The organism is Massilia agilis, from assembly GCF_024756255.1.
In the GTDB taxonomy this organism is placed as follows: domain Bacteria; phylum Pseudomonadota; class Gammaproteobacteria; order Burkholderiales; family Burkholderiaceae_D; genus Telluria; species Telluria agilis.
This window is the reverse complement of the sequence record NZ_JANUHB010000002.1, coordinates 1,347,597-1,372,776: the sequence shown is the minus strand read 5'-3', so window position 1 is coordinate 1,372,776 and position 25,180 is coordinate 1,347,597. Positions and strand designations below refer to the sequence as shown.

31 protein-coding genes are annotated in these 25,180 nt (G+C 69.0%); 8 read left to right on the top strand and 23 right to left on the bottom strand.

Features of this window, described 5'->3' with window-relative positions; all coding sequences use genetic code 11:
- Window positions 1-2: 2 nt before the first annotated feature.
- The 4 genes from NX774_RS13380 to flgB are packed head-to-tail and all read right to left on the bottom strand — an operon-like array spanning window position 3 to window position 2,677.
- Window positions 3-1,199 carry a flagellar hook protein FlgE gene (locus NX774_RS13380; protein WP_258822666.1) on the bottom strand — a complete coding sequence of 399 codons (1,197 nt, stop codon included), beginning with the start codon at window positions 1,197-1,199 and terminating at the stop codon, window positions 3-5.
- Window positions 1,200-1,211: 12 nt separating this feature from the next.
- The gene (locus NX774_RS13375) at window positions 1,212-1,907 is read right to left on the bottom strand and encodes a flagellar hook capping FlgD N-terminal domain-containing protein (protein ID WP_258822665.1); all 696 of its coding nucleotides are present in this window, start codon (window positions 1,905-1,907) and stop codon (window positions 1,212-1,214) included.
- Window positions 1,908-1,910: 3 nt separating this feature from the next.
- Window positions 1,911-2,315: a flagellar basal body rod protein FlgC gene (flgC, locus tag NX774_RS13370; RefSeq protein WP_258822664.1), complete on the bottom strand. Its 405-nt coding sequence runs from the start codon at window positions 2,313-2,315 to the stop codon at window positions 1,911-1,913.
- A 2-nt stretch (window positions 2,316-2,317) separates the two neighbouring features.
- On the bottom strand, window positions 2,318-2,677 hold the full coding sequence (flgB, locus tag NX774_RS13365) for a flagellar basal body rod protein FlgB (RefSeq protein ID WP_258822663.1): 360 nt from the start codon (window positions 2,675-2,677) through the stop codon (window positions 2,318-2,320).
- Between the two features lie 71 nt (window positions 2,678-2,748).
- Between flgB and flgA the strand changes: the two genes are divergently transcribed.
- Window positions 2,749-3,456 carry a flagellar basal body P-ring formation chaperone FlgA gene (flgA, locus tag NX774_RS13360; protein ID WP_258822662.1) on the top strand — a complete coding sequence of 236 codons (708 nt, stop codon included), beginning with the start codon at window positions 2,749-2,751 and terminating at the stop codon, window positions 3,454-3,456.
- On the opposite strand, the gene NX774_RS13355 is transcribed toward flgA, so the two are convergent.
- Genes NX774_RS13355 through fliE form a run of 17 tightly spaced genes read right to left on the bottom strand, consistent with a single transcriptional unit; the run spans window position 3,446 to window position 16,730 of the window.
- A complete protein-coding gene (locus NX774_RS13355; protein ID WP_258822661.1) occupies window positions 3,446-4,141 on the bottom strand; it encodes a glycoside hydrolase family 73 protein in 696 nt (231 codons plus the stop codon). The genes flgA and NX774_RS13355 overlap by 11 nt on opposite strands.
- Window positions 4,128-4,556 carry a flagellar export chaperone FlgN gene (gene flgN, locus NX774_RS13350; RefSeq protein ID WP_258822660.1) on the bottom strand — a complete coding sequence of 143 codons (429 nt, stop codon included), beginning with the start codon at window positions 4,554-4,556 and terminating at the stop codon, window positions 4,128-4,130. Before flgN ends, NX774_RS13355 begins: the two co-directional genes overlap by 14 nt.
- A complete protein-coding gene (locus NX774_RS13345; protein WP_258822659.1) occupies window positions 4,553-4,828 on the bottom strand; it encodes a flagellar biosynthesis anti-sigma factor FlgM in 276 nt (91 codons plus the stop codon). Before NX774_RS13345 ends, flgN begins: the two co-directional genes overlap by 4 nt.
- A 35-nt stretch (window positions 4,829-4,863) precedes the next feature.
- Window positions 4,864-5,781 (bottom strand): flagellar motor protein MotB, encoded by a 918-nt coding sequence (locus NX774_RS23485; protein ID WP_258822658.1) that lies wholly within the window; start codon window positions 5,779-5,781, stop codon window positions 4,864-4,866.
- Window positions 5,774-6,697: a flagellar motor stator protein MotA gene (gene motA, locus NX774_RS13335; RefSeq protein ID WP_258822657.1), complete on the bottom strand. Its 924-nt coding sequence runs from the start codon at window positions 6,695-6,697 to the stop codon at window positions 5,774-5,776. The genes NX774_RS23485 and motA overlap by 8 nt, the downstream gene beginning before the upstream one ends.
- Window positions 6,698-6,756: 59 nt before the next feature.
- On the bottom strand, window positions 6,757-7,488 hold the full coding sequence (locus NX774_RS13330; RefSeq protein ID WP_258822656.1) for a FliA/WhiG family RNA polymerase sigma factor: 732 nt from the start codon (window positions 7,486-7,488) through the stop codon (window positions 6,757-6,759).
- Between the two features lie 15 nt (window positions 7,489-7,503).
- On the bottom strand, window positions 7,504-7,959 hold the full coding sequence (locus tag NX774_RS13325; RefSeq protein ID WP_307731209.1) for a flagellar basal body-associated FliL family protein: 456 nt from the start codon (window positions 7,957-7,959) through the stop codon (window positions 7,504-7,506).
- A 12-nt stretch (window positions 7,960-7,971) separates the two neighbouring features.
- Window positions 7,972-9,123 carry a flagellar hook-length control protein FliK gene (locus tag NX774_RS13320; RefSeq protein WP_258822654.1) on the bottom strand — a complete coding sequence of 384 codons (1,152 nt, stop codon included), beginning with the start codon at window positions 9,121-9,123 and terminating at the stop codon, window positions 7,972-7,974.
- On the bottom strand, window positions 9,120-9,437 hold the full coding sequence (locus tag NX774_RS13315; protein WP_258822653.1) for a hypothetical protein: 318 nt from the start codon (window positions 9,435-9,437) through the stop codon (window positions 9,120-9,122). The genes NX774_RS13320 and NX774_RS13315 overlap by 4 nt, the downstream gene beginning before the upstream one ends.
- Complete coding sequence (gene fliS / locus NX774_RS13310) at window positions 9,430-9,819, bottom strand: flagellar export chaperone FliS (protein WP_258822652.1); 390 nt, start codon at window positions 9,817-9,819, stop codon at window positions 9,430-9,432. Before fliS ends, NX774_RS13315 begins: the two co-directional genes overlap by 8 nt.
- Window positions 9,820-9,832: 13 nt before the next feature.
- Complete coding sequence (fliD, locus tag NX774_RS13305; RefSeq protein WP_258822651.1) at window positions 9,833-11,221, bottom strand: flagellar filament capping protein FliD; 1,389 nt, start codon at window positions 11,219-11,221, stop codon at window positions 9,833-9,835.
- 29 nt (window positions 11,222-11,250) lie between these two features.
- Window positions 11,251-11,685, bottom strand: a complete 435-nt coding sequence (locus NX774_RS13300; protein ID WP_258822650.1) for a flagellar export protein FliJ — start codon at window positions 11,683-11,685, stop codon at window positions 11,251-11,253.
- Window positions 11,682-12,998 (bottom strand): flagellar protein export ATPase FliI, encoded by a 1,317-nt coding sequence (gene fliI, locus NX774_RS13295; protein ID WP_258822649.1) that lies wholly within the window; start codon window positions 12,996-12,998, stop codon window positions 11,682-11,684. The genes NX774_RS13300 and fliI overlap by 4 nt, the downstream gene beginning before the upstream one ends.
- Window positions 12,995-13,690, bottom strand: coding sequence for a flagellar assembly protein FliH (fliH, locus tag NX774_RS13290; protein ID WP_258822648.1), 696 nt, complete (start codon window positions 13,688-13,690; stop codon window positions 12,995-12,997). The genes fliI and fliH overlap by 4 nt, the downstream gene beginning before the upstream one ends.
- Entirely contained in the window at window positions 13,687-14,727 is a 1,041-nt protein-coding gene (locus NX774_RS13285; RefSeq protein ID WP_258822647.1) for a FliG C-terminal domain-containing protein, read from the bottom strand. The genes fliH and NX774_RS13285 overlap by 4 nt, the downstream gene beginning before the upstream one ends.
- Window positions 14,699-16,378: a flagellar basal-body MS-ring/collar protein FliF gene (gene fliF / locus NX774_RS13280; protein ID WP_258822646.1), complete on the bottom strand. Its 1,680-nt coding sequence runs from the start codon at window positions 16,376-16,378 to the stop codon at window positions 14,699-14,701. The genes NX774_RS13285 and fliF overlap by 29 nt, the downstream gene beginning before the upstream one ends.
- Window positions 16,379-16,397: 19 nt before the next feature.
- Entirely contained in the window at window positions 16,398-16,730 is a 333-nt protein-coding gene (gene fliE / locus NX774_RS13275) for a flagellar hook-basal body complex protein FliE (RefSeq protein WP_258822645.1), read from the bottom strand.
- A gap of 341 nt (window positions 16,731-17,071) precedes the next feature.
- Between fliE and NX774_RS13270 the strand changes: the two genes are divergently transcribed.
- Genes NX774_RS13270 through NX774_RS13240 form a run of 7 tightly spaced genes read left to right on the top strand, consistent with a single transcriptional unit; the run spans window position 17,072 to window position 23,291 of the window.
- The gene (locus NX774_RS13270) at window positions 17,072-17,905 is read left to right on the top strand and encodes a FliM/FliN family flagellar motor switch protein (RefSeq protein ID WP_258822644.1); all 834 of its coding nucleotides are present in this window, start codon (window positions 17,072-17,074) and stop codon (window positions 17,903-17,905) included.
- A complete protein-coding gene (locus NX774_RS13265; RefSeq protein WP_258822643.1) occupies window positions 17,906-18,250 on the top strand; it encodes a FliM/FliN family flagellar motor switch protein in 345 nt (114 codons plus the stop codon).
- Complete coding sequence (gene fliP / locus NX774_RS13260) at window positions 18,247-19,008, top strand: flagellar type III secretion system pore protein FliP (RefSeq protein ID WP_258822642.1); 762 nt, start codon at window positions 18,247-18,249, stop codon at window positions 19,006-19,008. The genes NX774_RS13265 and fliP overlap by 4 nt, the downstream gene beginning before the upstream one ends.
- A gap of 15 nt (window positions 19,009-19,023) precedes the next feature.
- Window positions 19,024-19,293 (top strand): flagellar biosynthesis protein FliQ, encoded by a 270-nt coding sequence (fliQ, locus tag NX774_RS13255; RefSeq protein ID WP_258822641.1) that lies wholly within the window; start codon window positions 19,024-19,026, stop codon window positions 19,291-19,293.
- 2 nt (window positions 19,294-19,295) lie between these two features.
- A complete protein-coding gene (fliR, locus tag NX774_RS13250) occupies window positions 19,296-20,072 on the top strand; it encodes a flagellar biosynthetic protein FliR (RefSeq protein WP_258822640.1) in 777 nt (258 codons plus the stop codon).
- Window positions 20,065-21,207 (top strand): EscU/YscU/HrcU family type III secretion system export apparatus switch protein, encoded by a 1,143-nt coding sequence (locus tag NX774_RS13245; protein ID WP_258822639.1) that lies wholly within the window; start codon window positions 20,065-20,067, stop codon window positions 21,205-21,207. Before fliR ends, NX774_RS13245 begins: the two co-directional genes overlap by 8 nt.
- The gene (locus tag NX774_RS13240) at window positions 21,204-23,291 is read left to right on the top strand and encodes a flagellar biosynthesis protein FlhA (RefSeq protein WP_307731207.1); all 2,088 of its coding nucleotides are present in this window, start codon (window positions 21,204-21,206) and stop codon (window positions 23,289-23,291) included. Before NX774_RS13245 ends, NX774_RS13240 begins: the two co-directional genes overlap by 4 nt.
- Window positions 23,292-23,301: 10 nt before the next feature.
- Here NX774_RS13240 and NX774_RS13235 read toward each other — a convergent pair whose 3' ends face one another.
- Window positions 23,302-24,144: a hypothetical protein gene (locus NX774_RS13235; protein WP_258822638.1), complete on the bottom strand. Its 843-nt coding sequence runs from the start codon at window positions 24,142-24,144 to the stop codon at window positions 23,302-23,304.
- 83 nt (window positions 24,145-24,227) lie between these two features.
- Window positions 24,228-25,136 carry a flagellin N-terminal helical domain-containing protein gene (locus tag NX774_RS13230; RefSeq protein ID WP_258822637.1) on the bottom strand — a complete coding sequence of 303 codons (909 nt, stop codon included), beginning with the start codon at window positions 25,134-25,136 and terminating at the stop codon, window positions 24,228-24,230.
- Window positions 25,137-25,180 lie beyond the last annotated feature (44 nt).

Below are 25,180 nucleotides of genomic sequence, written 5' to 3'. Positions count from 1 at the left end.
GATCACATCGCCTGCATCAGGGCTTGCATCATGGCGCTCTCGGTGCTGATCACCTTCGAGTTGGCCTGGTAGTTGCGCTGCGAAGTCATCAGGCCCACCAGTTCGGAAGTGATGTCCACGTTCGATCCTTCCAGCGCGCCGGTATTGAGCTTGCCCGCCAGGCCCACGCCCGGGCGTTCGTACAGCGCCAGGCCCGAGCGGTCGTTGGCGACCCAGCTGGTGTCGCTGACCTGGGTGAGCGCGCCTTCGTCCGGGAAGGTGGCCACCGCCAGCACGCCGATCACCTGCTGCTGCTCGTTGCTGTACTTGGCGACCACCGAACCGTCGTTCGCCAGCTCGACGCCGACGAAGGCGCCCGAGGCGTAGCCGTTGCTGCTGTTGGTGGTCGTGAGCGCCTGGCCGGCGAACTGGGTGGTGCCGCTGTAATCGATGCTGAAGGTCTGCGCGGCCGCGCCGTTGGTCGGCGTGAGGGTCAGCGTGGTGATGGTGGGGCTGGTGGCCAGCTGGCCCTTGGCATCGAATGCGATCGACGTCGGGGTGGACGTGGCGGCCTTCACGGCGGCGCCGTCCATCGAGTAATACACGTCGACCTTGTTGGCCGCGGCATTCTTGACGAAGTACTGCGACACCGTGTGCTGGGTGCCGAGCGAGTCGAACACCACCGACTGCTTGACCATGTTGTAGGTGGCCGAATCGCTGGAGTCGAATGCGGTGGCGGGCACGGTCCAGTCGGCGGACAGGTTGCCGACGTAGGAGATCTTGGTGGTGGCGACCGCCGGGATCTGGCCGGTCGGCACCGACAGGTCGCCCAGCACGCCGAGCGCGCCGCCGCCGGTGGCGCCGTAGCCCTGCACGCGGCGGTTGCCCGAGTCCACCACGTAGCCGTGCTTGTCGACCGAGAAGATGCCGACGCGGCTGTAGTTCATCAGGCCCTGCGGGTCGCGCGCCACGAAGAAGCCGCGGCCGGCGATCATCGCGTCCATGGCGCGCCCGGTGGTCTGCACGCCGCCGTTCAGGCCGATGTTCTGGGTCCGGGAACCGATCTCCACGCCGTTGGCCTGCTCGCCGGCGTACAGCGACGAGAAGTTGGCGCGGCTGGCCTTGAAGCCGTACGTGCCGGAGTTGGCGATGTTGTTCGAGACGGTCTCGAGCTGCTCGTTGATGGCCTGGATGCCGGACAGGGCGATATCGAAACTCATGTCAGTTCCCTTTCAGTTGGTAGGAGTGAGGGCGGCAACCTGGGCTGCGCCCGCCTTGCCGTTGAAACCGGTGATGGCGGACGGATCGATCTCGCCAATATTCGCCACTTGCAGCAGCACCCCGCCGGAGGCGGACATGCGCACGCTGTCGAGGCGACCGGTGACCTCGACCTGTGGAGCGGTGCCGTCGGCCGCCAGGGCCTGCAGCGTGTAGGAGCCAGCCGCCAGTCCCAGCGCCGCCGGGTCGATGGTGAAGGGCAGGGCGCCGGGGCCGTGCGGGGGCAGCGCGATCTCGTGCGCGGCGCCGTCCGCGCCGGTGAGCACCAACTTGGTTGCGGCGCTGCCCGCGGACAGCATCACGCTGCCGGACACCTTGTCGCCGTCAAGGCGCACCGTGCCGGTGGCCACGCTCACCTGCGAGCCGACCTGGGCGCCCATCGCCAGCACCTGCAGGCTTTGCAGCAGGCTGGCGCTGGTGCTGTTGGTCTGCGCAAGGCTCTGCAGCGCCTCGGTCTGCGACAGCTGCGACAGCTGGTTGACGAACTGCGTCGGGTCGCTCGGCGACAGCGGGTCCTGGTTGCGGATCTGCGCCACCAGCAGCTTGGTGAACATGTCGCGGTTCTCGTTGGACGGCGCGCTGGTGGCGACCTTGTCGCTCGCGGCGCCCGCCGTGTTCTTGTTGAACAGGTTGGTGGAACTGGTCTGCATGGGTCAGCCCTCCCCGAGTTTGAGCAGCGCGTTCTGCATCGACTTGATCCGGCCCAGCACCTCGACGTTGGTCTCGAACGCGCGCGAGGCCGACATCATGTCCGCCATTTCGGAGACCTGGTTCACGTTGGGGTAGAACACCATGCCCTCGGCATTGGCAAGCGGGTTGCCCGGCTCGTAGGTCTGGCGCACCGGGTCCGCGCTCGACACCACGTCCACCACCTGCACCTGTCCGCCGGCGCCGCTGTTCATCACGGTGGCGAACACGGGCTTCCTTGCCCGGTAGGCCGCGTTCTCGGATCCGGCGGCGGAGTCCGCGTTGGCCAGGTTGCTGGCGATCGTGTTCAGGCGCACCGATTGCGCCGCCATTGCCGATCCGGCGATTTGGGAGATGTCCTTGAAGCCCATGGTCATTGTCCGTTGATTGCTTTGGCCAGGCCCTTCAACTGCATGTTGATGAAGGTGAGGCTGGTCTGGAAGTCGGAAGCGTTCTGCGAGAACGCCGCTTGCTCGACGCCGATTTCGACTGTGTTGCCGTCGGCGCTGGGGTGGAACGGCACGCGGTACTGGGGGCCGGCCTCGGTGAGCGGCAGCTCACCCTGTTCCTCGGCGGTGCGCGCCGCGAGCATCGCCCCGAAGTCGAGGTCGCGCGCGGTGTAGCCGGGCGTGCTCTCGTTGGCGATGTTCGCGGCCAGCACCCGGGTGCGCTCGGCGCGCAGCTCGAGCGCGTCGGCGTGCACCCCAAGCGCGTCCTTGAAATTAATCGTCATGTCGAACCTCCGTCGCAAAAACTGCAGGGTGATTGTTAGAATGGGATTTTTCTTTTCCCAGGTACTCTTCGATGAAAGCTTCCCGTGTCTTGCGCCATGCCGTGCTGGCGGCGCTCGTGCTGGCCGGGCCGGCATCGGCGGCCACCGTCGCTGCGCAGGTCGAACAGGCCGCGCGCGACGTGCTCGCGCGCCAGCTCGAATCGGCCGCGTTGTCCGAGCCGCAGGTCCAGGTCGAGGTGGCGACCACGCGCGCTGCCGCGCCGTGCGCGCAGCCTTTGGCGATCGAACCGCTGGACACGCGCCAGCTCGCGCGCATGCGCTTTGCCGTGAGCTGCCCGGTGGCGGGCGGCTGGCGGTACGAATACGTGGTGCGCGCGCACGTCTCGGCCGTGGTGGCAGTGGCGGCCAGCGCGGTCGCGCCGGGCGAACCCTTGACCGACGCGGCGGTGGCGCTCGAACGGCGCGACGTTACGCTCATTCCCGACGCGATCGGCGCGCCCGAGACGGCCGTGGGCCAGACCAGCCGCCGGGCGCTGAGGCCCGGCGACGTGCTGCGCGCGGGGCAGCTGGCGGCGCCCGTGCTGGTCAAGCGCGGCGACCAGGTGACCATGGTGGCGCGGCGCGACCAGGTCGAAGTCAGCACCAGCGGCGAAGCGCTCGACAGCGGGGCGCGCGGCGCGTCGGTGCGCGTGCGTAACAACGCCAGCGGCCAGGTCGTGCGCATGCGCGTGACCGGGGCCGGCACCGTGGAACCGGTGGACGGCCGCATCACCCGCTGACTCCCTGCAGGCGGGCGGCCACGCTTTGCAGCTTGGCCGCGTAATGCGGGTCGGTCGCGTAGCCGCCCTTGGCCAGCCCTTCCGCAAAGGCACGCGCATCGTTGCCGGCGCCAAGCGCGCCGCGAAAGCGCGGGTTCTCCAGCAGCAGCTGAGCGTAGTCGCGGAAGGCGCTGGCCTGGTCGGGATAGGCGCGAAAGGCCGCGCTGGTCTTGAGGGCGGCGCCGTGGACGTACTCGGTGGTTTCCGATTGCGCGACCGCGCCGTTCCAGCCGGCGCCGGCCTTGATGCCGAACAGGTTGTGGCTGCTGGCGCCGTCCTGCGCCTTCAGCGGCCGCTGGCCCCAGCCCGATTCGAGCGCGGCGTGGGCGGACACCAGGGCGGGGGACACGCCCAGCATCTCGCCGGCCTCGCGCGCCCATGGCGCAATACTGTCGATGAATTCCTGCTGGCCCGGCGTGTCGGCGCTTGCAGCGGCGGCGTCAACGCGCGCGCGCAGCATGCGGGCGCTTGGCGTAAGCGACGGCTGCGCGAAGCCGGCCGGGTCGCCGTTCTTGATGAAATCGGCCACCTCGCCCTGGACCTCGCTGAACACGCGCCCGAAACCGGCGCCGCCGCCCAGCGGGGGCGTGGGACGGGTTGGCGCGAGCGCGGGCAGCGGCGCGGTCGAAAATTCAACGTGGCGCATAGATCTGCTCCTCGCCGTGCAGCACCCGCTGCATCACGCTGAACTGCTCGGTCATCAGTGCGGTGTTGCGCGCGGTGGCTTCCTTGCAGGCGCGTACGCGCCGTTCCAGTTCGGCCCAGTCGGCCGCCAGCGCGGTTTGCGCGGTGGGCGGCAGGGCCGCGATCAGGTCGGCCATGGCCGCTGCAGGGCCATGCAGCGCGCGCACCAGCGACAAGCGGCGCACGCGGCGCGCTTCCATCGCATCGAGCGCCGGCGCCAGCTCGGCGGTCAGTGCGGCCAGTTCGGCGCTCTTGTGGTGCAGCGCGGCCGCGAACTGGCGGTCGAGCAGTTCGAGCATGGCGCCGACGGCTGCCAGGTCGGCGCGCACGTCGCCTGCCAGCTGGGCCTGGGCCTGGTCGCGGGTCATGCGGCTCATCGCTGCTTGCCGTGGAAACGCTCGATCAGGCCGGCCAGGCGCGCCGGGTCGAACGGCAGTTCGCCCTTGGCCAGTGCGTCGCGCAGTTCGGCCACGCGGGCGTGGTCGATCTCGGGCATGGCGCGCAGCGCGTCCATGGCCGGCGCCAGCGTGTCGGATTGCAGCGGCGCGGCGGCAGCGGCTGGGCCGGCGGCAGCCGGGAGGGCGCCGGCCGGCGTCTCGGGCGGCGGCGCGAGCGGGACGGAAGGGGCAGGGGCGCCGGTGATCTTCATGCGTGCTCCTCGTGATTTCGGTTGGATCGTCATGGTTATTTCGCCAGCTGGCGGCGCAGCGTCTCGATCTCGGCGGCGTCGCGTTCGTCGGCGCGCGCGTCGCGCTGCGGCGCCTTCGCGCCCGGGGCGCCGAACATCGCGGCCACGGTGGCGGCCTGCGCGCGCGTCAGGATCAAGAGTTCGATGCGCCGGTTGGCGTCGGCCTTGGTGTTGGCCGCGTCCAGCGGCGCGCGGTCGGCCATGCCCACCACCTGCAGCACGCTTTCCTTGCGCATGCCGCCGTCCAGCAGCTCGGAACGCGCAGCCAGGCCGCGGTTGGTGGACAGCGTCCAGTTCGAGTAGGCGCCGTGGCCGGCGTCGGCGTACTGCACCGAATCGGTATGGCCGACGATCAGCATCTGGTTTTCCATGTGTTCGAACAGCGGGGCCATCTTGCGCAGCAGGCGCGCAAAGCGCGGCGTGGGCAGCGGGCTGCCGCGCATGAACATGCCCTGGCGGTCCGTGTCGTGCAGCATGACGCGCAGGCCGAACGGCGTCACGACGGCCGACAGGTTCGCGGCCAGACCGGCCTCCTGGCTCATCTGGGTGAGCGCCTGCGACAGCTTGGCCAGCTCCTGCGGCGAGTCGTAGCTCACGCGCGCGCCCACGTTCGGGCCGGCGCCTTCGTGCGCCAGCGGGAAGCGCTCGATCAGGCTGCCGTTCGGGCTGTTGGCGATGTCGGGCTTGATGCCGTCGCCGCCGATCTGGCCGCTGGTGGTGGCGTCGCGCACGATCCGCGCCAGCGACTCCTGCTGGCGCGCGGCCATCAGCCACAGCACCAGGAACAGCGCGGTGAGCGCGAGGCAGAAGTCGGCGAACGCGACCTTCCACGCGCCGCCATGGTCGTCGTCGTGCGCGCGCTTGCTGGCGCGCTTGACGATGGCCTGCTCTTCCTTGTCGTGCGCTTTAAGCACTTTCGGCCCCCATCATGCGGTCGCTGGTGCGGCGCCGTTTGTTCTGCGACTGGTCTTCCATGCCCATCGCGGTGATCCACGCCTCCAGCTGGGCGAAGCTGGGCTTGATGTTCAGCTGCACCAGGCGGCGGCCGGCGTCGATCGCCAGCAGGGCCGGCTTGCCGGCCACGTGGGTGACCAGCACCACCTTCACGCATTCCAGCGTCGAGGCTTCCTCGTTCACCAGCTGCTTCATCATGTTGCTGATCGGGTCCATGACGCCGTAGCAGAAGAAGATGCCGATGAAGGTGCCGATCATGGCCGACCCGACGCGCTCGGCGATCTCGCCGGCGTCGGCGCCGTCGGACACCGAATGCATGGCCAGCACGATGCCAAGCACCGCGGCCAGGATGCCGAATCCGGGCATTGCCTCGGCCACGCGCGCGAGCGATTTGGACGGCTGCATCAGCTCCTCGTGGATTGCGTCCAGCTCCTGTTCCAGCACGCCTTCGAGCTCGTGGGCGTTGATCTTCCCCATGGCCATCAGGCGGAAGTTATCGACGATGAAGTTGAGCAGCTTGGGCTCCCGCAGGATCAGCGGATAGCGCTGGAACAGGCTGGACTCGCGCGGCGCCTCGACGTGGGCGTCGAGCGCCTTCAGGCCGCCGGCGGCGGTCTGCAGCAGTTCGTACATCAGCAGCAGCAGCTGGCGCTGGAATTCCGGGCCCTGCTTCTTGCGGAAGATGATCTTGCGGAATTGGGTCATCATCTCGGACAGCACGTGGCGCGGGTTGCCCAGCACCAGCGCGCCGCAGGCGGCGCCGGCGATGATGAGCAGCTCGATCGGTTGCCAGATCGTGTTCACGGTGCCGCCCATGATCGCGAAGCCGCCGAACACGCAGCCGAGCACAATGAAAATACCGAGGATTTGCTGCATTTGGACGCCTTTCCGCTTCTCTTTCAGGTTATTGGACTAATTGTTTTTATCGTTCTTTTTTATGCGGCCTGCAGTGCCGCCTTCATCTTGGCCAGCGCACTCTTGTTGAGCTGGCAGACGCGCGCGTCGGACAAGTCCAGCACCGCCGCGATTTCCTTGTAGCTCAGCTCGAACTCGTAAATCATCTGGATCACGCGCTGCTCGCGTTCGGTCAGCGCGCCCAGCGCCTGCTCCAGGCTGCGCCGCACCAGGAGCTGTTCCTCCGGGCCTGGGGCACTGTGGGCGCGCTCGGCCGCCTCCTGCACCACCTCGTCGAAACTGAGCAGCTCCCCGGCGCAGTCGTCGAGCTGGTGCTGGTAGAAGTCTTCGTGGCTGATCCCGAGCGCGTCGGCCGCCTCCTGCGCCGACGGCTCGCGCCCGAGGCGGCGCGTGAGCGCGCGCAGCTCGTCGCGCAGCCGGTGGCTGTCCTGGCGCACCGCGCGCGGACGCCAGTCCTGGCGGCGCAGCTCGTCGAGGATCGCGCCGCGCACGCGCAGGCTGGCGTAGCTGCCAAAGCCGGTGTCGGGCTGGCCGTAGCGGCGCAGCGCCTCCAGGAGGCCCATCAAGCCGATCTGCTCCATGTCCTCGCGCGACATCGCGCCCGACACCTGTGCGTTCAGCTGCCGCACGATGCGCTTGACCAGTGGCGCATAGGCCAGCAGGTGGCGCTGCTCCTCGCGCGCGTCCATGGCCGCGGCCTCGGCATAGCCGGCGGCGCTGGCGGGATCGAGGTAGTCGGCGAGGTAGCTCACGGGCGCACCAGACGCTTATTCGATGATCAGCTTGCTGATCATGACTTCGGAAAACGGCTTGTCGGCCTTGTCCTTGGCGTAGCTGGCCTCGAAGGTCTTGTTCAGCTGCTCGGCGTACTGCTCGACGGTCATCTCGGCGGCGGCCGGCATGGCATAGCCCGACAGCGCGCGCACGGCGACGCTGCGCAGCATCGGCAGGTGTTCCTTGGTGGTGCGTTCCTTCTCGTCCGTGGTCGCCAGCACGAGGTCGGCGGCCAGGTAGTGCGGGCCGGTGTCGCGCGGGCCGCGCCGCAGCATCACGATCACCTTGTCGAGCGTGACATAGCGGTTGGCCCGCTTGACGGTCTCGGTTTTCTTGGCCAACGGCGCGCGCGCGGTGGCCGGCTGGCTGAATCGCCACATCGCGCCAGCGGCCAGCGCGCCGCTCAACAGGGCGACGCCGGCGAAGGCGAATATGGATTTGATCGACATCTTCATCTTGTTTTACTCGCGCCCCTTCAGGGAAAAAGCGTTGTCGCCGCCGGCGTCGGCCAGGGCCAGGCCGGGTGCGGCGTCCTCCGGTTCGCGCCCGCCCTGGCGCTGCCGTTGCTGCTGGTCGCCAAAGCCGGCAAAGCCGCCTTGCTGGGCGCGCGGCGTTTGCGAGACGCTCACCGTCACCTCGGCGTACTGGCGGCCAGCCAGGTCGTTGCGCAGGTTGTCGCTGACGTTTTGCAGCTGGCGCACGACCTCGCTGTGGGTCGCGGAGAGCGCCACCTGCAGCGTGCCGGCGCTGTGGCGGATCGAGATATCCACGCGCCCCAGGTCGGGCGGTTCAAGGCGAATCACCGCCTGTTCGATGTTGTTGCCGGCCTGGACGCGCAGGCGCTCGCCGAGCGCCTCGTGCAGTGCCTGGCGCCATGCGGCCGGCTGGCCGGCCAGCACGACCGGTGCCGGCCCGGACGTGGGTGCGTTGTTGGCGGACGGTGCGGCGACGCCCCAGCCGGGGGCCGTGCCGGCGGCTGCCGGCGCCGGGCTGTCGCCGGCGGCATTGCGTTCGCTTGCGGCGGCAGGCACGGCGTTACGCGGCGCGGCCGGCAGTTGCGTGGCATCGGCGCCATCCGTGGCCTGGGCCGCGTGCGGCGGCGCGTCGTTCGCGCGCAAGGATTCGTCAACGGCGGCGGGACTGGCCAGCGGCGCGGGAGTCACCATGGGGACCGCTCCCGCCGCCATGGCTGCGCGCGTCGCGGCTTGCTGCGCGGTCGCTTGCACCGGCATGTCGGCGGTGCCTCCCGCTTCGCCCGGCTGCGCGAGCGGGAGCGGGGCCGCGGCCGGGGCGAGCGTGCCCGCCGGGACGAGCGGCATGGCCATCGCCGCCAGCGAGGGCATGGGCTGCTGCGGCACCGCGGCTGCGTCCTGCGCGGGGTCGGTGCAGGCATCGGCTTGGTCGCCAGCGTGCGGCGCGTCCGGCGCGGCATCGTCCGCGCCGGTGCCGGCCGCGTCGAGCGGCAGCGCGGCGGCCAGGTCGTCCAGCCACTGGGAAAATCCTGCCGCTGGCGGCAGCCCGGCCGGCGGCATGGCAGCACCATCGGCCGCCTGCACAACGGCGGCGGTATCGGCAGGGCCGGCAGGAGGGAGGTTGGTGATCGTGAGATTCATGGTTGTTCCACGGCCGGGTCGTTGTCGCCGCCGAGGGCGTAGGCGATCCAGCCTTCCTTGTTGTTGCGCATGTCGTCCAGCCGCAGCTCCAGGTCGTGCGCGGCGCGCGCGCATGCGCCTTGCGCCTGTTCGTAGGCGCTGCGCAGCCAGGCCAGGGCCTCGCGCTCGCGCGCGGTGAGCGGCCCGCGCCCGGCCAGCTCGCGCAGCGCGGACGGCAGCGCGCGCGCCGCCACCCGCAGGCGATCCCAGTCGGATGCCGTGGCGGCCGCCGCCAGCTCGTCGCCCAGCGCGCGCATCGCTTCGCTCCTATCCATGGCGCGCCTGGACACCCTGCCAGCCCTGGCGGATCGTGGTCAGGATGCGCACCACTTCGTCCACCATCGCCGGGTCGAGCTTGATGCCCGCCCCGTTCAGGTGTTGGGCGCAGAAGTCGTACAGGTTGGCCAGGTTGGCGACGACTTCGCCGCCGTGCTCCAGGTCCAGGGAGCTGGACAGGCCATGGATGATCTCCACGCACTTGTCGATGCTCTTCGCCTTCTGCTCGTAGCGCTTGTGCACGATGTGCGCGCGCGCGCGGGCCAGCTCGTCGAGCAGCCCGTCGGTGAGCAGCAGCACCAGCTCCACCGGGGAGGCGCGCGCGGTCTGCGCATCGAGGTTGACTGCGTGGTAGTCGCTGTAGGCGTCTGTGTAGGCCATGTGCTTCGGGTCCTTACTTCGATTTGTCGCCGAACAGGGCGTCGAACATCGACGAGTTCGAGTTCATGGTGCTCTGCAGCGTCTGCAGCTGGGTGAACTGCAGCAGGTAGCGCTGGTAGGCCGCGTCGTACTGGGCGTCGAGTGCGGTCTGGCGTACGGTCAGGCTTTTTTGCAGCTTGTCGTTGGCGTCGCTGCGCATCTTGAGCTGGCCGCTGGTCGAGTCGCTCCACTTTTCCAGGAAGGTCTGCAGCGCGCCCGCGATGCCGCTGCGGGTGCTGGTGTTGGCCGTGGCCTTGCCGATCAGCGCGTCCAGCCCGTTCGGGTCCCTGGCCAGCTGGTTGGACAGGCGGGTCGAGTCGACGGCCAGCGTGCCCTCCTTGGTCGCGATGATCCCGTAGCTGGCGAGCGAGGCGCCGACCGTCGGGCGCATCAGTGCGACCAGGCGGTCGCGCAGCGCGCGAATGCCCGAGTCATGCGCAAACGTGCCGGGCGCCTTCTTCTTGGCGGCGTCGCCGGTGTCGAGCAGGCCGTCGATGGCCTTCTTCAGCGTGTTGTAGGCATCCACGAAGTCCTGGACGTTCTTGCTGGTCTTGCCGCTGTCGGGGCTGACGGTCACCGTGACCGGCGTCGCGCCGGCGGCCTGCGCCTTGGTGAACGTGACGCTCAGGCCGTCGTAGTTGGTGAAGGTGTTCGATGCCTGCTCGATCCTGGGGCCGGAGGCGTCGCCCAGGTAGGCGACCGCGTTCTGGCCGGTGACCGTGGTGCTGAAGTTGAGCGGATCGGTCAGCTTGGTCTTGAGCGTGCTGGCGGTCATGCCCGACGCGTCCAGCGTGATCGCGTGGCCGGTGCCGGTGGCGGTCGAGGTCAGCGTGAGCTTGGGCACGCCGGCGATGGTCACCACCGCCGCCTGCACGCGCCCGGCGTTGGCGGAGGCTTTGTTGATCGCCGCCGCCAGTTCGGCCACGCTCATCTTGCCGTCCTTGCTGGTGTCGGCCCCTGCCAGGCTGACCGTGAAGGGCGTGCCGCCGATGCTGATCGCGACCGAGCCGCCGGCCAGGCCGTCGTTGCTCAGGTTGTCGTAGGCGACCTGGGTCGAGGTGGCGATCTGCTCGACGAAGAAGCTGAATGTGCCAGTGCCGGCGGTGGCGGTCGCGGTGGCCGTGCCGAGCGAGGTGTCGGACATCACCGCCGATTGCGCGAACAGGGTCTTGTTCAGGCCCGTCAGCGACGACAGGCTGGTCTGGAAGGCGCCGATGGCCAGGCCCAGGTCGGACAGCGCCTTGGTGGTCGCCTGCGCGTCCTTGGTCTGCGCGGTCAGCATGTCCTGGGTCGGCGCGGTGAACTTCTGCGCCAGGGCCGTCGCGGTGCTGGCCGGGTCGTAGGTCGGGCTGTTGATCGTCATCTCATGCTCCTCTTCGTTCTAACCGGGCGTTATGCCCGTCCTGCCAGCCACGCCTGGGTGGCGGTTTCGTCTTCGCGCTTGCGCAGCGCGCGATCGCGTTCGCGGTCGGCGGCGCCCTGGTGCCGGTCCAGCACCATGCCCAGCACCTCGCGCCGCGTCCATGCGTGGGCCAGCTCGCGCTGGGCGACCTGCATGTTCGCTTCGTGCAGGTGCAGGTCGGTGCGGTGGCTGTCCGCCAGCGCGAACACGGCCTGCTTGTACTGCCCGCAGTTCAGGGCCAGCGCCGGCGACAGCGCGCCGGACGCGCCGCTGCCTTCCACCAGCGCATGGAGCCGGTCCAGGTTGGCCTGGTAGCGGCCGCGCGTGGCTTCCTGGCGGGCCAGGTCGGCCTGGATGCGGTCCACCTCGCTGGCGCGCACGCGCACCAAAAGGTCAAGGCTGTCGATCGTCGCTTGCCTGCTCATGCCATCAATACCTCCAGCTGCTGCACGCACTGCGCCAGCGGCGCGGCTTCGCGCGTGCCCTGGCACAGGAATGCTTCGATCTTCGGATGCAGGTTGACCGCGCGGTCGGTCTCGGGATCGGCGCCGGCCACATAGGCGCCCAGCGGGATCAGGTCGCGCACGCGCGCATGGCGCGCCATGCTGGCCTTGAGCTTGCGCGCGGCTTCGGCATGCGCCGGTGCGACCACCTGCGCCATGCAGCGGCTGATCGAGGCGGCCACGTCGATCGCCGGGTAGTGGCCGCGCTCGGCCAGCTCGCGGCTGAGCACGATGTGGCCGTCGAGGATCGCGCGCGCGGTGTCCACCACCGGATCCTGCTGGTCGTCGCCTTCGGCCAGCACGGTGTAGATCGCGCTCATGCTGCCGGCTTCGCCCTCGCCGTTGCCGGCCGACTCGACCAGCTGGGGCAGGGTGGAGAACACCGACGGCGGATAGCCGCGCGTGGCCGGCGGCTCGCCCAGCGACAGCGCCACTTCGCGCAGCGCCATTGCGTAGCGGGTGAGCGAATCGACCAGCATCAGCACGTGCTGGCCGCGGTCGCGGTAGTGCGCCGCCACCGCGTGGCACAGTTCGGTCGCGCGCACGCGCATGAGCGGCGATTCGTCGGCCGGGGCCACCACCAGCACCGCGCGCTTGAGGCCTTCGGTGCCGAGCGAGCGCTCGACGAATTCGCGCACCTCGCGGTTGCGCTCGCCGATCAGGCCGACCACGATCACGTCGGCCACGGTCTGGCGCGTGATCAGGCCGAGCAGCACGCTCTTGCCCACGCCGCTGCCGGCCATCAGGCCGACGCGCTGGCCGCGGCCGAGCGTGAGCATGCCGTTGATCGCGCGTACGCCCACATCCAGCGGCTGGTCCACCGGGTGCTTGCGCAGCGGGTTCACGTGCGGCGGCGTCATCGCCAGCTGCGTGTCGCCGCCCAGCCGGCCCAGAGCGTCGATCGGCTCGCCCAGCCCGTTGACCATGCGTCCCAGCCATTCCGGGCCGATGAGCGGGCCGCGCGCCGGCGGCGCCGGCAGCACGCGGGCGCCGGTGGCCAGGCCCTCGGCCTTCTTGAACGGCATGAGATAGGAGACCTTGTCGCGAAAGCCCACCACCTGGGCGTCGAGCCAGCCGCCGTCGACCGTCTCGACGCGGCAGCGCTGTCCGGTGTGCAGCTTGCAGCCGACGCTCTCGAGCAGCAGCCCGCGCGCGCCGACCAGGCGGCCGGTCGGCGTCGCGACCGGCACTTCGCCGATGTCCAGCAGGCGCAGGGTCTCGGCCAGCTCCATCATGCCGCGGCCTCCTCGCCGTTGGCGGCGGCCTGCAGTTTTTCGGCGACCTGTTCCATGCAGGCGGCAAGCCGGCCCTGGCAGCCGGCATCGACCTCATGGTCGCCGGCGCGCACGCGGCACTCGCCCGGCTCCAGCGACGGGTCGGCCATCAGGGTCCATTTCTTGGCGCGCTTGGGATCGAGCTCGGTCACGCGCTTGAGCTCTTCGGGATTGAGGAATACCTCGACCGCGTCGCGGGTGGGCGGCATGGCGGCCAGTGCTTCGTCCACCAGCGCGAGCAGTTGCACCGGCTGCAACGCGAGCTCGGCGCGGATCACCTGCCGCGCGATCTTGCCGACCAGGTCCACCACTTCCTTGCGCTGCGCAGCCTTGAGGTCGGCGCGCAGCTTCTTGAGCGTGCGGAGCATGGCATCGACCGGCTTGGCGGCCTGCTCGAACTGGGCGCTGGCCTGTTCGCGCGCCTGCTCGGTGCCCTGGGCCAGCCCGGCTGCCATGCCTTGCGCGTGGCCGGCCTGCCGGCCTTCGGTCAGGCCCTGCTCGAAACCGGCATCGTAGCCGTCGCGCTGGCCCTGGCGGTAGCCGTCGGCGAGCGCGCCCTGCCAGTCCTGGTCGGGCAGGGCCGGCGCGCCGTCTTCGAGGGCGGCGCCGAACTGCGCGAGCGGCGGGAAGTGGTAGGGACGGAAGTGTTTCATTCGGCGGTGGCCTCGTCGTACAGCTGCACTTCGATCTGGCCGGCCTCGGACAGCTCCTTGACCACGCCCATGATGTCCTTGCGGGTTTGCTCGATGCGCGACAGCGGCACCGGGCCGGAGCGGCGCATCAGCTCGTCGAAGCTCTGGGCCTGGCGGCGCGGCATGGCATTCAGGATCGCGTCGCGCAGCGCCGGCTCGGCGCCCTTGAGCGCGATCGCCCACTGGTCGAGCGGCACTTCGTCGAGCAGGCGCGTGATGGTCTGTTCGGACTGGCGCGACAGGATGTAGAAGTCGTACATCGACATCTCGATTTTGCTGCACACGTCCGGATCGTGGGCGCGGATCAACTCGACCATCGCGGCGCGGTTGCCCGGCAGGCGGTTGAGGATCTCGGCGACCTGGTGCACGCCGTCCACGCTCGCGCTTTGCGAATCGAGCGCGGCCAGGCAGCGCGCCACCAGGTCCTCCAGCTCGCCGAGCAGGTCGCGGTCGATCTCGTCCAGCCGCGCCAGGTGCAGCAGCACCAGCTCGCGGCCGTCGCCCGGCAGGCTTTCCAGGATCTGGCCGGCCAGCGCCGGCGGCAGGAAGGCCAGGAACACGGCCTGCATCTGCACGTGCTCGCGCATCACGAATTCGGCCAGCCACTTGGGCGAGGCGTACTGCAGGCGCGCGGTCATCGGGCGGATCGCGTCGCCGTAGATCGTGTTCAGCACGCTGTTGGCGATGTCGCTGCCCAGGGCCAGGTCGAGCGAGCGTTTCAGGTAGCTGCGCGAGGCGCCGTGCAGGCCGCTCTGCTGGCGGTAGTCGTCGAAGAAGTTCTGCAGCGAGACGCGCACCGTGTCCACCTTGATGCCGCTCATCCGGCTCATCACCTGGGTCAGTTCGAGCAGCTCCTCGCGCTCGAGGCAGCGCAGCACGGCGGCAGCCTGCTCCTCGCCGATCGACAGCAGCACGATCGCCGCCTGCTCGACCGGGGACAAGCCGGCCTCGTTCGGCTGGAGCGGGGAATTACTGTTGTTGGGGTTCGCTTCGGCCATTTTTCTTCTGTACCCATTGTTTGACCACTTCGGCCACGCGTTCCGGCTCTTTGCCGGCCAGGACCTTGAGGTGGTCGACCATCACGTCCACGGCCGATCCGGCCGGCGGCAGGTCATAGTTCTCCAGCAGCGGCACCACCGGCATCTGCTTTGCGTCGCCCGCCGCGAGGGCGGGGGTGCCCGCTGCGGCCGCGGCTGCGGTCGTGCCGGGCAGCGCGGCAGGCGCGATCTTCGCCGGCGGCTGCGGGCCGAAACGATGGTTGAGCAGGCGCAGCAGCGGGCGCACCAGCGCCAGCCACGCGAGCAGCAGCCCGACCGCCCACGCGGCCCAGCCGCTGGCATCGACCACCGTGTCGCGCTCCTGCCACCACGGTTCGGGGGCCGGCGGCGCCGGGAAGCGCAGGCTGGACACGGCCAGCACGTCGCCGCGTGCCGCGTCGATGCCAAGCCCGCCGCGCAGGATCTTGTCGATGCGCGCCAGTTCGGTGGCGTTCCAGCCGCCCTTGGGCGCGCCCGGCGCGGCGTCGTTCAGCACCACCGCCACGGACAGCTTGCGCAGGCGCCCGCGGCTCTTCTTGATCTGGGTGATCGAGCGGTCATACGCGAACTGGCGGGTGCTCGCGTTCTTGCGCGCGCTGCCGTCGTCGTTCGGCTTGTTCGGGTCTTCCGGCTTGGTGGTGTCGACCTGCGGCGGGCGATTCGACAGCGTGCCGGGCACGCCCATCGCCACGCGGCTCTTCTCCAGCTCCTCGCGCATCGCTTCGCTGGTGATCTTGGGGTCGGCGCCGTATTTTTCCTGGGTCTCTTCGACCTTGTCGTTGTCGATGTCGGCGGTGACCGAGACCTTGTAGTTGTTCGCGCCCAGCACCGGCCCGAGCAGCTCGTTGACGTTGGCGCGCACGCCGTCGGTGACGCGCTTGTCGGTGTTCTCGCCCGAGCTGGCGGCATCGAAGCCGTCGGCCAGGTCCACGCGCGAGGAAAGGAAGTTGCCGGCCTGGTCCACCAGCGACACGCGCGACGGCGACAGGTTGGCCACGCTGCCAGCGACCATGTTGACGATCGCCGCGATCTGCTCGTTGGTGAGCGTGCGGCCCGGCTTGACCGCGACCACGACCGAGGCCGAGGACTTCTCGCCATCGCTCGCCACGAAGGAGCTGGAGCGGGCGATCGCCAGGTGCACGCGCGCGCTGGCGATCGCGTCCAGCGTCAGGATGCTCTGCGCCAGCTCGCCCTCCAGGCCGCGCCGGAAGCGCACGTCCTGCACGAACTGCGACACGCCGAGCGGGTCGTTGTGGTCCATCAGTTCCAGGCCGGCCGGCAGCTGCGCGGTCACGCCCTTGGCGGCCAGCAGCATGCGGGCCTTGCCCAGGCTGCTTGCCGGCACCAGCACCTGGCCGCTTTCGGGGTGCAGCCGGTAGGGGATGTGTTCGGCGTCGAGCACGCCCATCATGTCGCTGGCGGCGACCTTTTCGTGCGCGCCGAACAGCGGCTTGTAGCTGGCCTGGTCGCGCCACTGGTACAGCGTGACGGCGGCGGTGATCGCCAGCGCGAGCAGCAGCAGCGGCGCGAGCTTGTTGCGCAGTGCTGCTGGCAGCGCCGGCAGCGCACCGAGGCGCTTGTTTTCGAGGGCCGATTTCAGGGTGGAGATCACAGGGTGGCTTTCGCGAAGGTCAGACCGGCAGCTTGAGCAGGTCGTCGACCGCGCCCATCACCTTGTTGCGCACCTGGAGCAGCATCGAGAACGACAGGTTGGCCTGCTGCGAGGCCAGCATCGCGCCGACCAGGTCGTCGCTCTTGCCGCTGTCGACCGCGTTCATGCGCTCGGCGGCGGTGCGTTCGTCCTGGTCCACGCTGGCCAGCGCGTCCTTCATGCTCTGGGTGAAAGAGACGCCCGGATGGGCGTGGTGGGCCGCATCGATTGCCGGCGTCACCGCCAGCCGGCTCGCTTCGTTGGTGAGCGCTGCCAGGTCCGCCTGGATCGCGCCAGCAAGTTCAGTTGCCATCGTTTCGTCCGTTACAATTTCTCACTGTTGTTAAATGTAAACACGCCGTCCGGTGTTTTACTGCCAACGTTGACTTACATCAACATTGTGACTCGCGGTCGTGGTAGGAATCCGGTGATCGCTCTATTTTTCATAGCGCGCCTTCTCCCCTGTGATGCTTTGCCATTGCCCTACGGCAACGGATCGTTTACGATCTTACCGTACGGCAACGCGCTTTTCCAAGCGAAATATCAAAGTTTCAGTGAGATTTTGGCCGTTATAATCATTGCCTAAGGGAATTTCTTTGACTTTTGTGCAGACGTCCCGCAGGCCGCTTCTGTCTGGAAAACACAACGCTGACCATGCCAAGTTCAATTTCTGCTGACCGCTGCCCGGTGCTCGACCCGACGCTGTTGGGCCGGCCCGTGCACCTGCTGCCGCAATTCGCGGCCCGGCTGCGCGAGGCACTTGGCGCGGCCATGCGCCTGCCCGCGCGGCGCCGCTACTGGGACGCGTTCGACGTGGACGAGCTCGAATTCACGCGCGCGCCAAGCCAGGATCCGCTGCGTTGGCTCGAGGTCGAATACGGCTTCGGCCGCGCCAGCGTCGCCTTCGAGCGGCCGTTGTTGCTGGCACTGCTGGACTGGCGCTATGGCCGCACGGCCACGCCGCCCGCCGGGCGCGACCTGGGCGAACGCGTCACCGCCACCGAGGAGCGGCTGGCGCTGATGCTCACCCGCCAGCTGGCCGAGGTGCTGGCCGGGCGGGTGCTGGCGGCGCTGGGCGAGACCGCGCCGATGCGCGAGCTGGTGCCGGTGGCGGCCAGCGCGCCGCCCGCGGGCGGCTGGGCGATCCGGCTGGTGCTGCGCGCCCACGGCGGCGAGCGCGGCACCGTCTGGTTCGCGCTCGACCAGCCCCTGGTGGCCGCGATCCTGCGCGGCCTGCTGCCGCCGCGCCGTGCACAAGGCGGGCCGTCGGCCGAGCCGCTGGCCACGCGGCTGGCGGTCAGGCTCGAGGCGCGTTTGGCCAGCAAGGAGATGACGCTGGCCGCCCTGTTCGACCTGAAGCCGGGCGACGTGATCCCGTTCAGCCTCGGGCGCGCCGACGTGCTGCTCGACGAGAACCGCCTGTTCACGGCCGCCGTGGCCGAGCACAAGGGCAAGCTGTGTTTAACCTCTTTTGAAGACACCGATTAAATGGACATGAACCCGAACGACCAAGAAGACGTGATCATCGACGATCACATCGACCCGGTGGCGCCGGCGACAGCCCAGCGCGCACCGCGCTCGCTGCCGCAGATGATGCGCCGCATCCCGGTCACCCTCACGCTCGAAGTGGGTTCGGCCCGCATCTCGCTGCAGGAGCTGATGTCGATCGGCCCGTCGTCGGTGGTCCCGCTGGACACGCTGGCCGGCGAGCCGCTGGTCATCCGCGTGAACGGCGCCCCGATCGGCCGCGCCGAGGTGGTGGTGGCGGGCGAGCAGTACGGGCTGAAGGTGATCGACCTGGACGGCCTGGACCTGGACGCGATCGCCCCATGAGCTTGAGCACCGCCGGCCGGCGCCGCTTTGCCGCGCCGGCCTTGCTGGGCGCGGCGCTGTTTGCCTGCGCTGCCCCGGCGCTGGCTACCGACGTGCTGGCCGGCGTGATCCCGGGCGCCAACAGCGGCATGAGCGTCAAGTCGCAAATCCTGGTCCTGATGACGATCCTCGGGCTCTTGCCCGTGATCGTGATGATGATGACCAGCTTTACCCGCTTCGTGATCGTGCTGTCGCTGCTGCGCCAGGCGCTCGGGCTGCAGCAGGGCCTGCCCAACCGCGTCATCACCGGCATCGCGCTGATCCTGACCATCCTGGTGATGCGTCCGGTGGGCGAACAGGTCTGGACCGAAGCCTTCATCCCCTACGACAAGGACAAGATCGGCCTGGAGCAGGCCTTGAAGACGGCCGAAGTGCCGCTGTCGCGCTTCATGCTGGCGCAGACCAGCAAGGCCGCGCTGACCCAGGTGGCGCACCTGGCGGGCGAGCCGGCCGACCTGGCGCCGCAGCAGCGCGCGTTCACGGTCAAGCTGGCCGCGTTCGTGCTGTCGGAGCTGAAAAGCGCGTTCCAGATCGGCTGCATGCTGTTCATCCCGTTCCTCATCATCGACCTGGTGGTGTCGTCGGTGCTGATGGCGATGGGCATGATGATGCTCTCGCCGCTGGTCATCTCGCTGCCGTTCAAGCTGCTGCTGTTCGTGCTGGTGGACGGCTGGACGCTGACGGTGAACACGCTGGTCGGCTCGATCCACGGCTACTGACGAAAGGACTGGTGGATGACGCCTGAAATCGCCGTCGACATCGTGGTCGAGGCACTGCATATCGTGATGCTGCTGGTGGCCGTGCTGGTGGTGCCGGGCCTGGTGGTGGGCCTGCTGGTCTCGCTGTTCCAGGCCGCCACGCAGATCAACGAACAGACATTGAGCTTCCTGCCGCGCCTGTTGGTAACGCTGTTCGCGCTGATCCTTGCCGCTCACTGGATGACCGGCTACCTGATGGATTACTGCGTCTCGGTGTTCCAGCGCGCGGCCACGCTGGCGGGGTAGCGGTGGAAGTCGTCGGCTTCCTGCTGCCCCTGATCGGCGCCCTGTGGTGGCCGTTCTGCCGCATCATGGCGCTGCTGTCCACCGCACCCGTGATCGGCGAAGGCATGGTGCCGTTACCGGTGCGCGCGCTGCTGTCGCTGGTGCTGGCCTTCCTGATGCTGCCGCTCACCCGCGCCGGCGTGCAGCCCGACCCGTTCTCGCTGCACGGGGTGGTGGCGATGATGGAGCAGGCCATCATCGGCGGCACCATCGGGCTGGCGCTGCAGTTCGCAATGGCGGTCATCAACCTGCTCGGCTTCGTGGTGTCCAGCCAGGTCGGGTTCTCGATGGCGCAGATGAACGACCCGATCAACGGTTCGCCTTCGGACGTGGTCTCCACGCTGCTGTCGCTGGTGGCGATCCTGGTGTTCTTCGCGATCGACGGCCACCTGGTGCTGGCCGGCGTGCTGGGCCAGAGTTTCAAGGCCTGGCCGGTGGGCGCGCCGTACCCGCCGCTGTTGCTGCACACGGTCGCGCTCAACCTGGGCTGGGTGTTCTCGGCGGCGATGCTGCTGGCGCTGCCGATCGTGTTCTCGACCATGGTGGTGCAGGTGGGCTTTGGTTTCCTGAACCGGGTCGCGCCCACGCTGAACCTGTTTTCGCTCGGTTTTTCGCTGGTGGTGCTGTTCGGGGTGCTGATGCTGGCGCAGGTGGTGCGCTTCGTTCCCGAGCATTACATCGCGCTCACCAACCGGGTCCTGGAAATGCTGCAGCAGCAGATGGGAGCGGCCCATGGCTGACAACCAGACCGGCGGCGACAAGACCGAAAAGGCCTCGCAGCAGAAGCTGCGCAAGGCACGCCAGGAAGGGCAGGTGGTGCGCTCGCGCGACCTGGGCACCGCCATCGGCATCCTGGCCGGCCTGAAGATGTTTTCGCTGCTGCTGCCTTCGTACGTGGAGTCGTTTCGCCACCTGTTCCAGCTGGTGTTCGCGCCAACGGGCGAGCCGGGCGCGCTGGAAAACGCGCTGTCGCTGATTTTTTCCAGCGCGGCGTCCTTGCTGGTGCAGATGGTGCTGCCGCTCCTGGTGGTGCCGCTTGCGATCATGCTTGCCGCGCTGGTGCCGGGCGGCTGGGTGGTCTCCACCTCGCACTGGGAGCCGCGCTTCGACCGCCTGTCGCCCATCACCAACCTGGGCCAGCTGTTCGGCGCCAAGCACTGGATCGCGGTGGCCACCTCGCTCGGCAAGGCGGTGGTGCTGGCGGCCGTGCTGTGGCACGTGACCACCTCCGGCACCGCCGCCTGGGTCGACCTGCAGCACCGCACCCTCGACCAGGCCATCGTGCGCGGCGGGGCCATGCTGTTCGACGGCTTGATGTCGCTGGTGATGGTGTTCGTGCTGTTCGCGGTGGTGGACGTGCCGCTGCAGGCCTTCCTGTTCGCGCGCAACCAGCGCATGAGCAAGCAGGAGGTCAAGGAAGAGCACAAGAGCAACGAGGGCCGCCCCGAGATCCGCCAGCGCATCCGCCAGCTCCAGCACCAGCTGGCGCGGCGCAGCGTGAGGAAGACCGTGCCCACCGCCGACGTGGTGATCGTCAACCCGGAACACTACGCGGTCGCGCTCAAGTATGACGTCAAGCGCGCCGAGGCGCCGTTCGTGGTCGCCAAGGGCCTGGACGAGATGGCGCTCTACATCCGGCGCGTCGCCAGCGAGCACAAGGTCGAAGTCCTGACCCTGCCGCCGCTGGCGCGCGCCATCTACAACACCAGCCAGGTGCAGCAGCAGATCCCGGCACAGCTCTACCAGGCCGTGTCGCAGGTGCTCAACTACGTGCTGCAGCTGAACGCATTTCGCTCCGGCCGGCGCCAGGCGCCGCCGCGCTTCCCCAACGAGGTGGCCGTGCCGCCGCATCTTTCCGAGGACCCCGTTCGATGAACCTGTTCCAGACCATGCTGGCTGAGCTGCGCCGCCAGAAGTTCGCCACCCCGGCTTTCCTGCTGCTGATCCTGGCAATGATCATGCTGCCGCTGCCGCCGGTGCTGCTGGACGTGCTGTTCACCTTCAACATCGTGCTGGCGCTGATCGTGATCCTGGTGTCGGTGTCGGCGCGCCGCCCGCTCGACTTCTCGGTGTTCCCCACCGTGATCCTGGGCACCACGCTGATGCGCCTGACCCTGAACGTGGCCTCCACCCGCGTGGTGCTGCTGCACGGGCACGAAGGCACCGGCGCCGCCGGCCACGTGATCGAGGCCTTCGGTAACGTCGTCATCGGCGGTAACTACGTGGTCGGCCTGGTGGTGTTCGTGATCCTCATGATCATCAACTTCGTGGTCGTGACCAAGGGCGCGGAGCGGATCTCGGAAGTGTCGGCGCGCTTCACGCTGGACGCGCTGCCCGGCAAGCAGATGGCGATCGACGCCGACCTGAACGCGGGCCTGATCAACCAGGAAAAAGCGCAGCTGCGCCGGCGCGAAGTGGCGGCCGAGGCGGACTTCTACGGCGCCATGGACGGCGCCTCCAAGTTCGTGCGCGGCGACGCGATCGCGAGCATCCTGATCCTGTTGATTAACATGATCGGCGGCGTGGCCATCGGCGCGCTGATGCACGGGCTGTCGTTCGGCGACGCCTTCCGCCAGTACGCGCTGCTGACCATCGGCGACGGCCTGGTCGCGCAGATCCCGGCGCTGCTGTTGTCGGCCGCGGCGGCGATCCTGGTCACCCGCATCGGCGAGTCGGGCGATTTCGAGCAGCAGGTCGGCGGCCAGCTGCTGGCGCAGCCGACGGTGCTGTACTCGGCCTGCGCGGTGATGGTGGTGCTGGCGCTGGTGCCGGGCATGCCGTGGCTGCCGTTCATGGTGTTCGCGGCGGCGCTGGGCTTTGTCGGCTGGCGCATGAACACGCGCGTGGCCGCGCCCGACCCGGCTGGGGTGGCCGCGATCGAGGCGGCGCTGCTTGACGAGCGCGTGCCGGAACTGGACTGGGAGCAGCTGCCGGTGGTGCAGCCGATCGCCGTCACCGTCGGCTACAAGCTGGTGGGGCTGGTGGACCGCGCGCATGGCGAGCCGCTGGTCAAGCGCGTCAAGGGCGTGCGCCAGAGCCTGTCGGAGCAAATGGGTATTTTGCTGCCGGCGATCGGCGTGCGCGACGACCTGGCGCTGCGCCCGTCGCAGTACGCGATCAGCATTTCCGGCACCGTGGTGGCCGAGGGCGAGGTGCTGCCCGAGCACCTGATGGCGATCCCGTCGCCCAACGTGTACGGCCAGCTGGACGGGATTCCCGGCATCGAGCCGGCGTACGGCATGGCGGTCACCTGGATCAAGCCGGACGAGAAGGCGCATGCGCTCGGCCTGGGCTACCAGGTGATCGAGGTGCCCAGCGCAATCGCCACCCACTGCGCCAAGGTGATCCGCGACTACCTGCCGGACCTGTTCCGCCACGAGGACGTGCCGGCGCTGATGGAGCGCCTGACCGCGCTCTCGCCCAAGCTGGCCGCCGCGCTGGACAAGGCGCTGACCCACACCCAGCTGCTGCGGGTGCTGCGCGTGCTGCTGGCCGAGAACGTGTCGCTCAAGGACATCGTGGTGATCGCCACCACGCTGCTGGACAGCTCGGAGACGACCAAGGACCCGATCCTGCTCGCGGCCGAGGTGCGCTGCGCGCTGCGGCGCCAGATCGTGTCCGCGCTGTTCGGCAAGAAGAAGGACATGCCCGCGTTTAACCTGTCGGCCGAGCTGGAGAACATGCTGCTCGGGTCACTGAACCAGGCGCGCCAGGGCGGCAAGGTGGCGCTGGATAACTACCCGATCGACCCGCAGCTCCTGTCGCAACTGCAGGTGAACATGCCGGCTGCGCGCGAGCAGATGAAGCAGCAGAACAGCACGCCCTTGCTGCTGGTGCTGCCGCAGGTGCGGCCGCTGCTGGCGCGCTACGCGCGGCTGTTCGCGCCCGGCCTGCACGTGCTGTCGTATAACGAGATTCCCGAAAACCGCGAAGTGGCGATCATCGGCACCGTGGGCTGAGCCGGCGGCGCTAGGTGAGGACCGGGGACGCGCCCGGCAGCAGCAGGGCCAGTTCGGCGATCGCCCGGAACACCGGCAGCGGCAGGGCGCTGGCCGACTCGGGCGCCGGTGCGCGCGCGTGCACCTGGCTGGCCGGCAGGCTGTCGCGCCAGCGCCAGCGCGTGACGCGCAGGCCCGCGCGCCCGACCGCCAGCTCGAGCGCCGGCTGCAGCGCCTGCAGCCGTTCCAGTACGGCGGGGTTGGGTGCGCACAGCTCCAGCGCCACGCCGCCCGGCACCGGGTCGGCCTGCACGGTCACGCGCGTGCCGTCCGCCAGCTCCAGTTCCAGCCGCAGCGCCGCGCGTGCGCGCCGGCGCCGCCCCGACTGGTGGTCGGGGTCGCCCGTCACCATCGACAAATACTGCTCCTGCGGGCCGCGCGCGTGCACGGTGAAGCGCCATGCGTCCGGGTGGATGGTGCCGAGCGTGTCGACGCCGCGCTGCACGCGGGCGTCCTGGCTGGCGGCCAGCAGGCCGGCCGGCACCAGGCCGGCGCGCGCCTGCTGCTCGCGGCTGGCCAGCTGCGCCGCGTAGCTGCGCACCGTGGCACGCCATCCGGCCGCGAGGGCTGCGCCGTCGGGGGCAGGGTAGGTCAGCTGGCGCGCCATGATGACCTGGTCCGGGCGCAGTGCCGCCGGGTCCTGCGCTGTGGCGCCGGCTGCGGGCAGCGGCAGCGCCGCTCCGGCCTGCGCCAGGGAGAACGGCAGCGTTTCGGCATCGGCCACCAGGGCCGCCGGCAGTGCGGGTGTGACCGCGTCCACGCGCAGCGGCTCGGTGGCCGGTGGTACCAGTGGCGGAAAGCTGATGCTGGCCATGTGCGGGCCCCTACAGGTTGAAAGAAAAAAGGCCAACCGTGCTCCGGTTGGCCTTTGCTGGTGCTACACCAGGGAAGTGCCGATTACTGGAGCAGGGACATCACCATCGACGACATGCTGTTGGTCTGCTTGAGCATGGCGGTGCCGGCTTGCAGCAGCATCTGGTTCGAGGTCATGTTCGACGACTCGGTCGCGAAGTCCACGTCCATGATACGGCCGGTTGCGTTCTTGGTGTTGGTGCTGACGTTGGCCAGGTTGTTGTACACGTGGTCCAGGCGGTTGGACACGGCACCGATCTTCGAGCGCAGCGAGCTCACGGAGTCGATGGCGGTGGCCAGCTTGGTGATGGTGCCGTTCGCGTTGGTCGCGCCGGTGTCCGGGGTGGTCGCGGTGTCGCTGATTTCCTTGCCGCCGCCGCCGCCCACTGCGCCGTCGCCGTCGTATTTGGTCGAAGCCAGCTTGATGTCGGCGTGCACTTTGTCCAGTTCGGTCTTGAAGGCGCCAGTCATGGTCTCTGCGCCGTCGGCGCCGATCTGGAACTGGATGCCGCTTGCCGCTTCCAGTTTGCCGGCGGTCTTGGCCAGCAGCGCGGTGCCGCCGAACTTGGTGTTGCCCATGATGTTGGCCAGCTCGTCGTTCAGCGAGTCAAACTCGGCCTGCATCGACATCTGGTCGTCGCCCGACGAGGAGCCGTCAGCAGCCTGGGTGGCCAGGTCTTTCATGCGGGTCAGGATGTTGGTGACTTCGTCCAGCGCGCCTTCAGCGGTCTGCAGCATCGAGATCGAGTTCTGGGTGTTGCGCATTGCCACAGCCATACCGCTGGTCTGGCTCTTCAGGCGGGTGGCGATCTGCAGGCCGGCGGCGTCGTCCATTGCCGAGTTGATGCGGTAGCCGGTCGACAGACGGGTCATCGAGGTCGACAGCGAGGTCTGGGTGCGGGTGATCGAGTTCTGTGCCGAAAGGGCTGCTGCGTTGGTGTGAAGGCTCAGCATGTTAGGCTCCTAGTTGGTGGTCTGTTACTGTTGAAGGTCGCGTT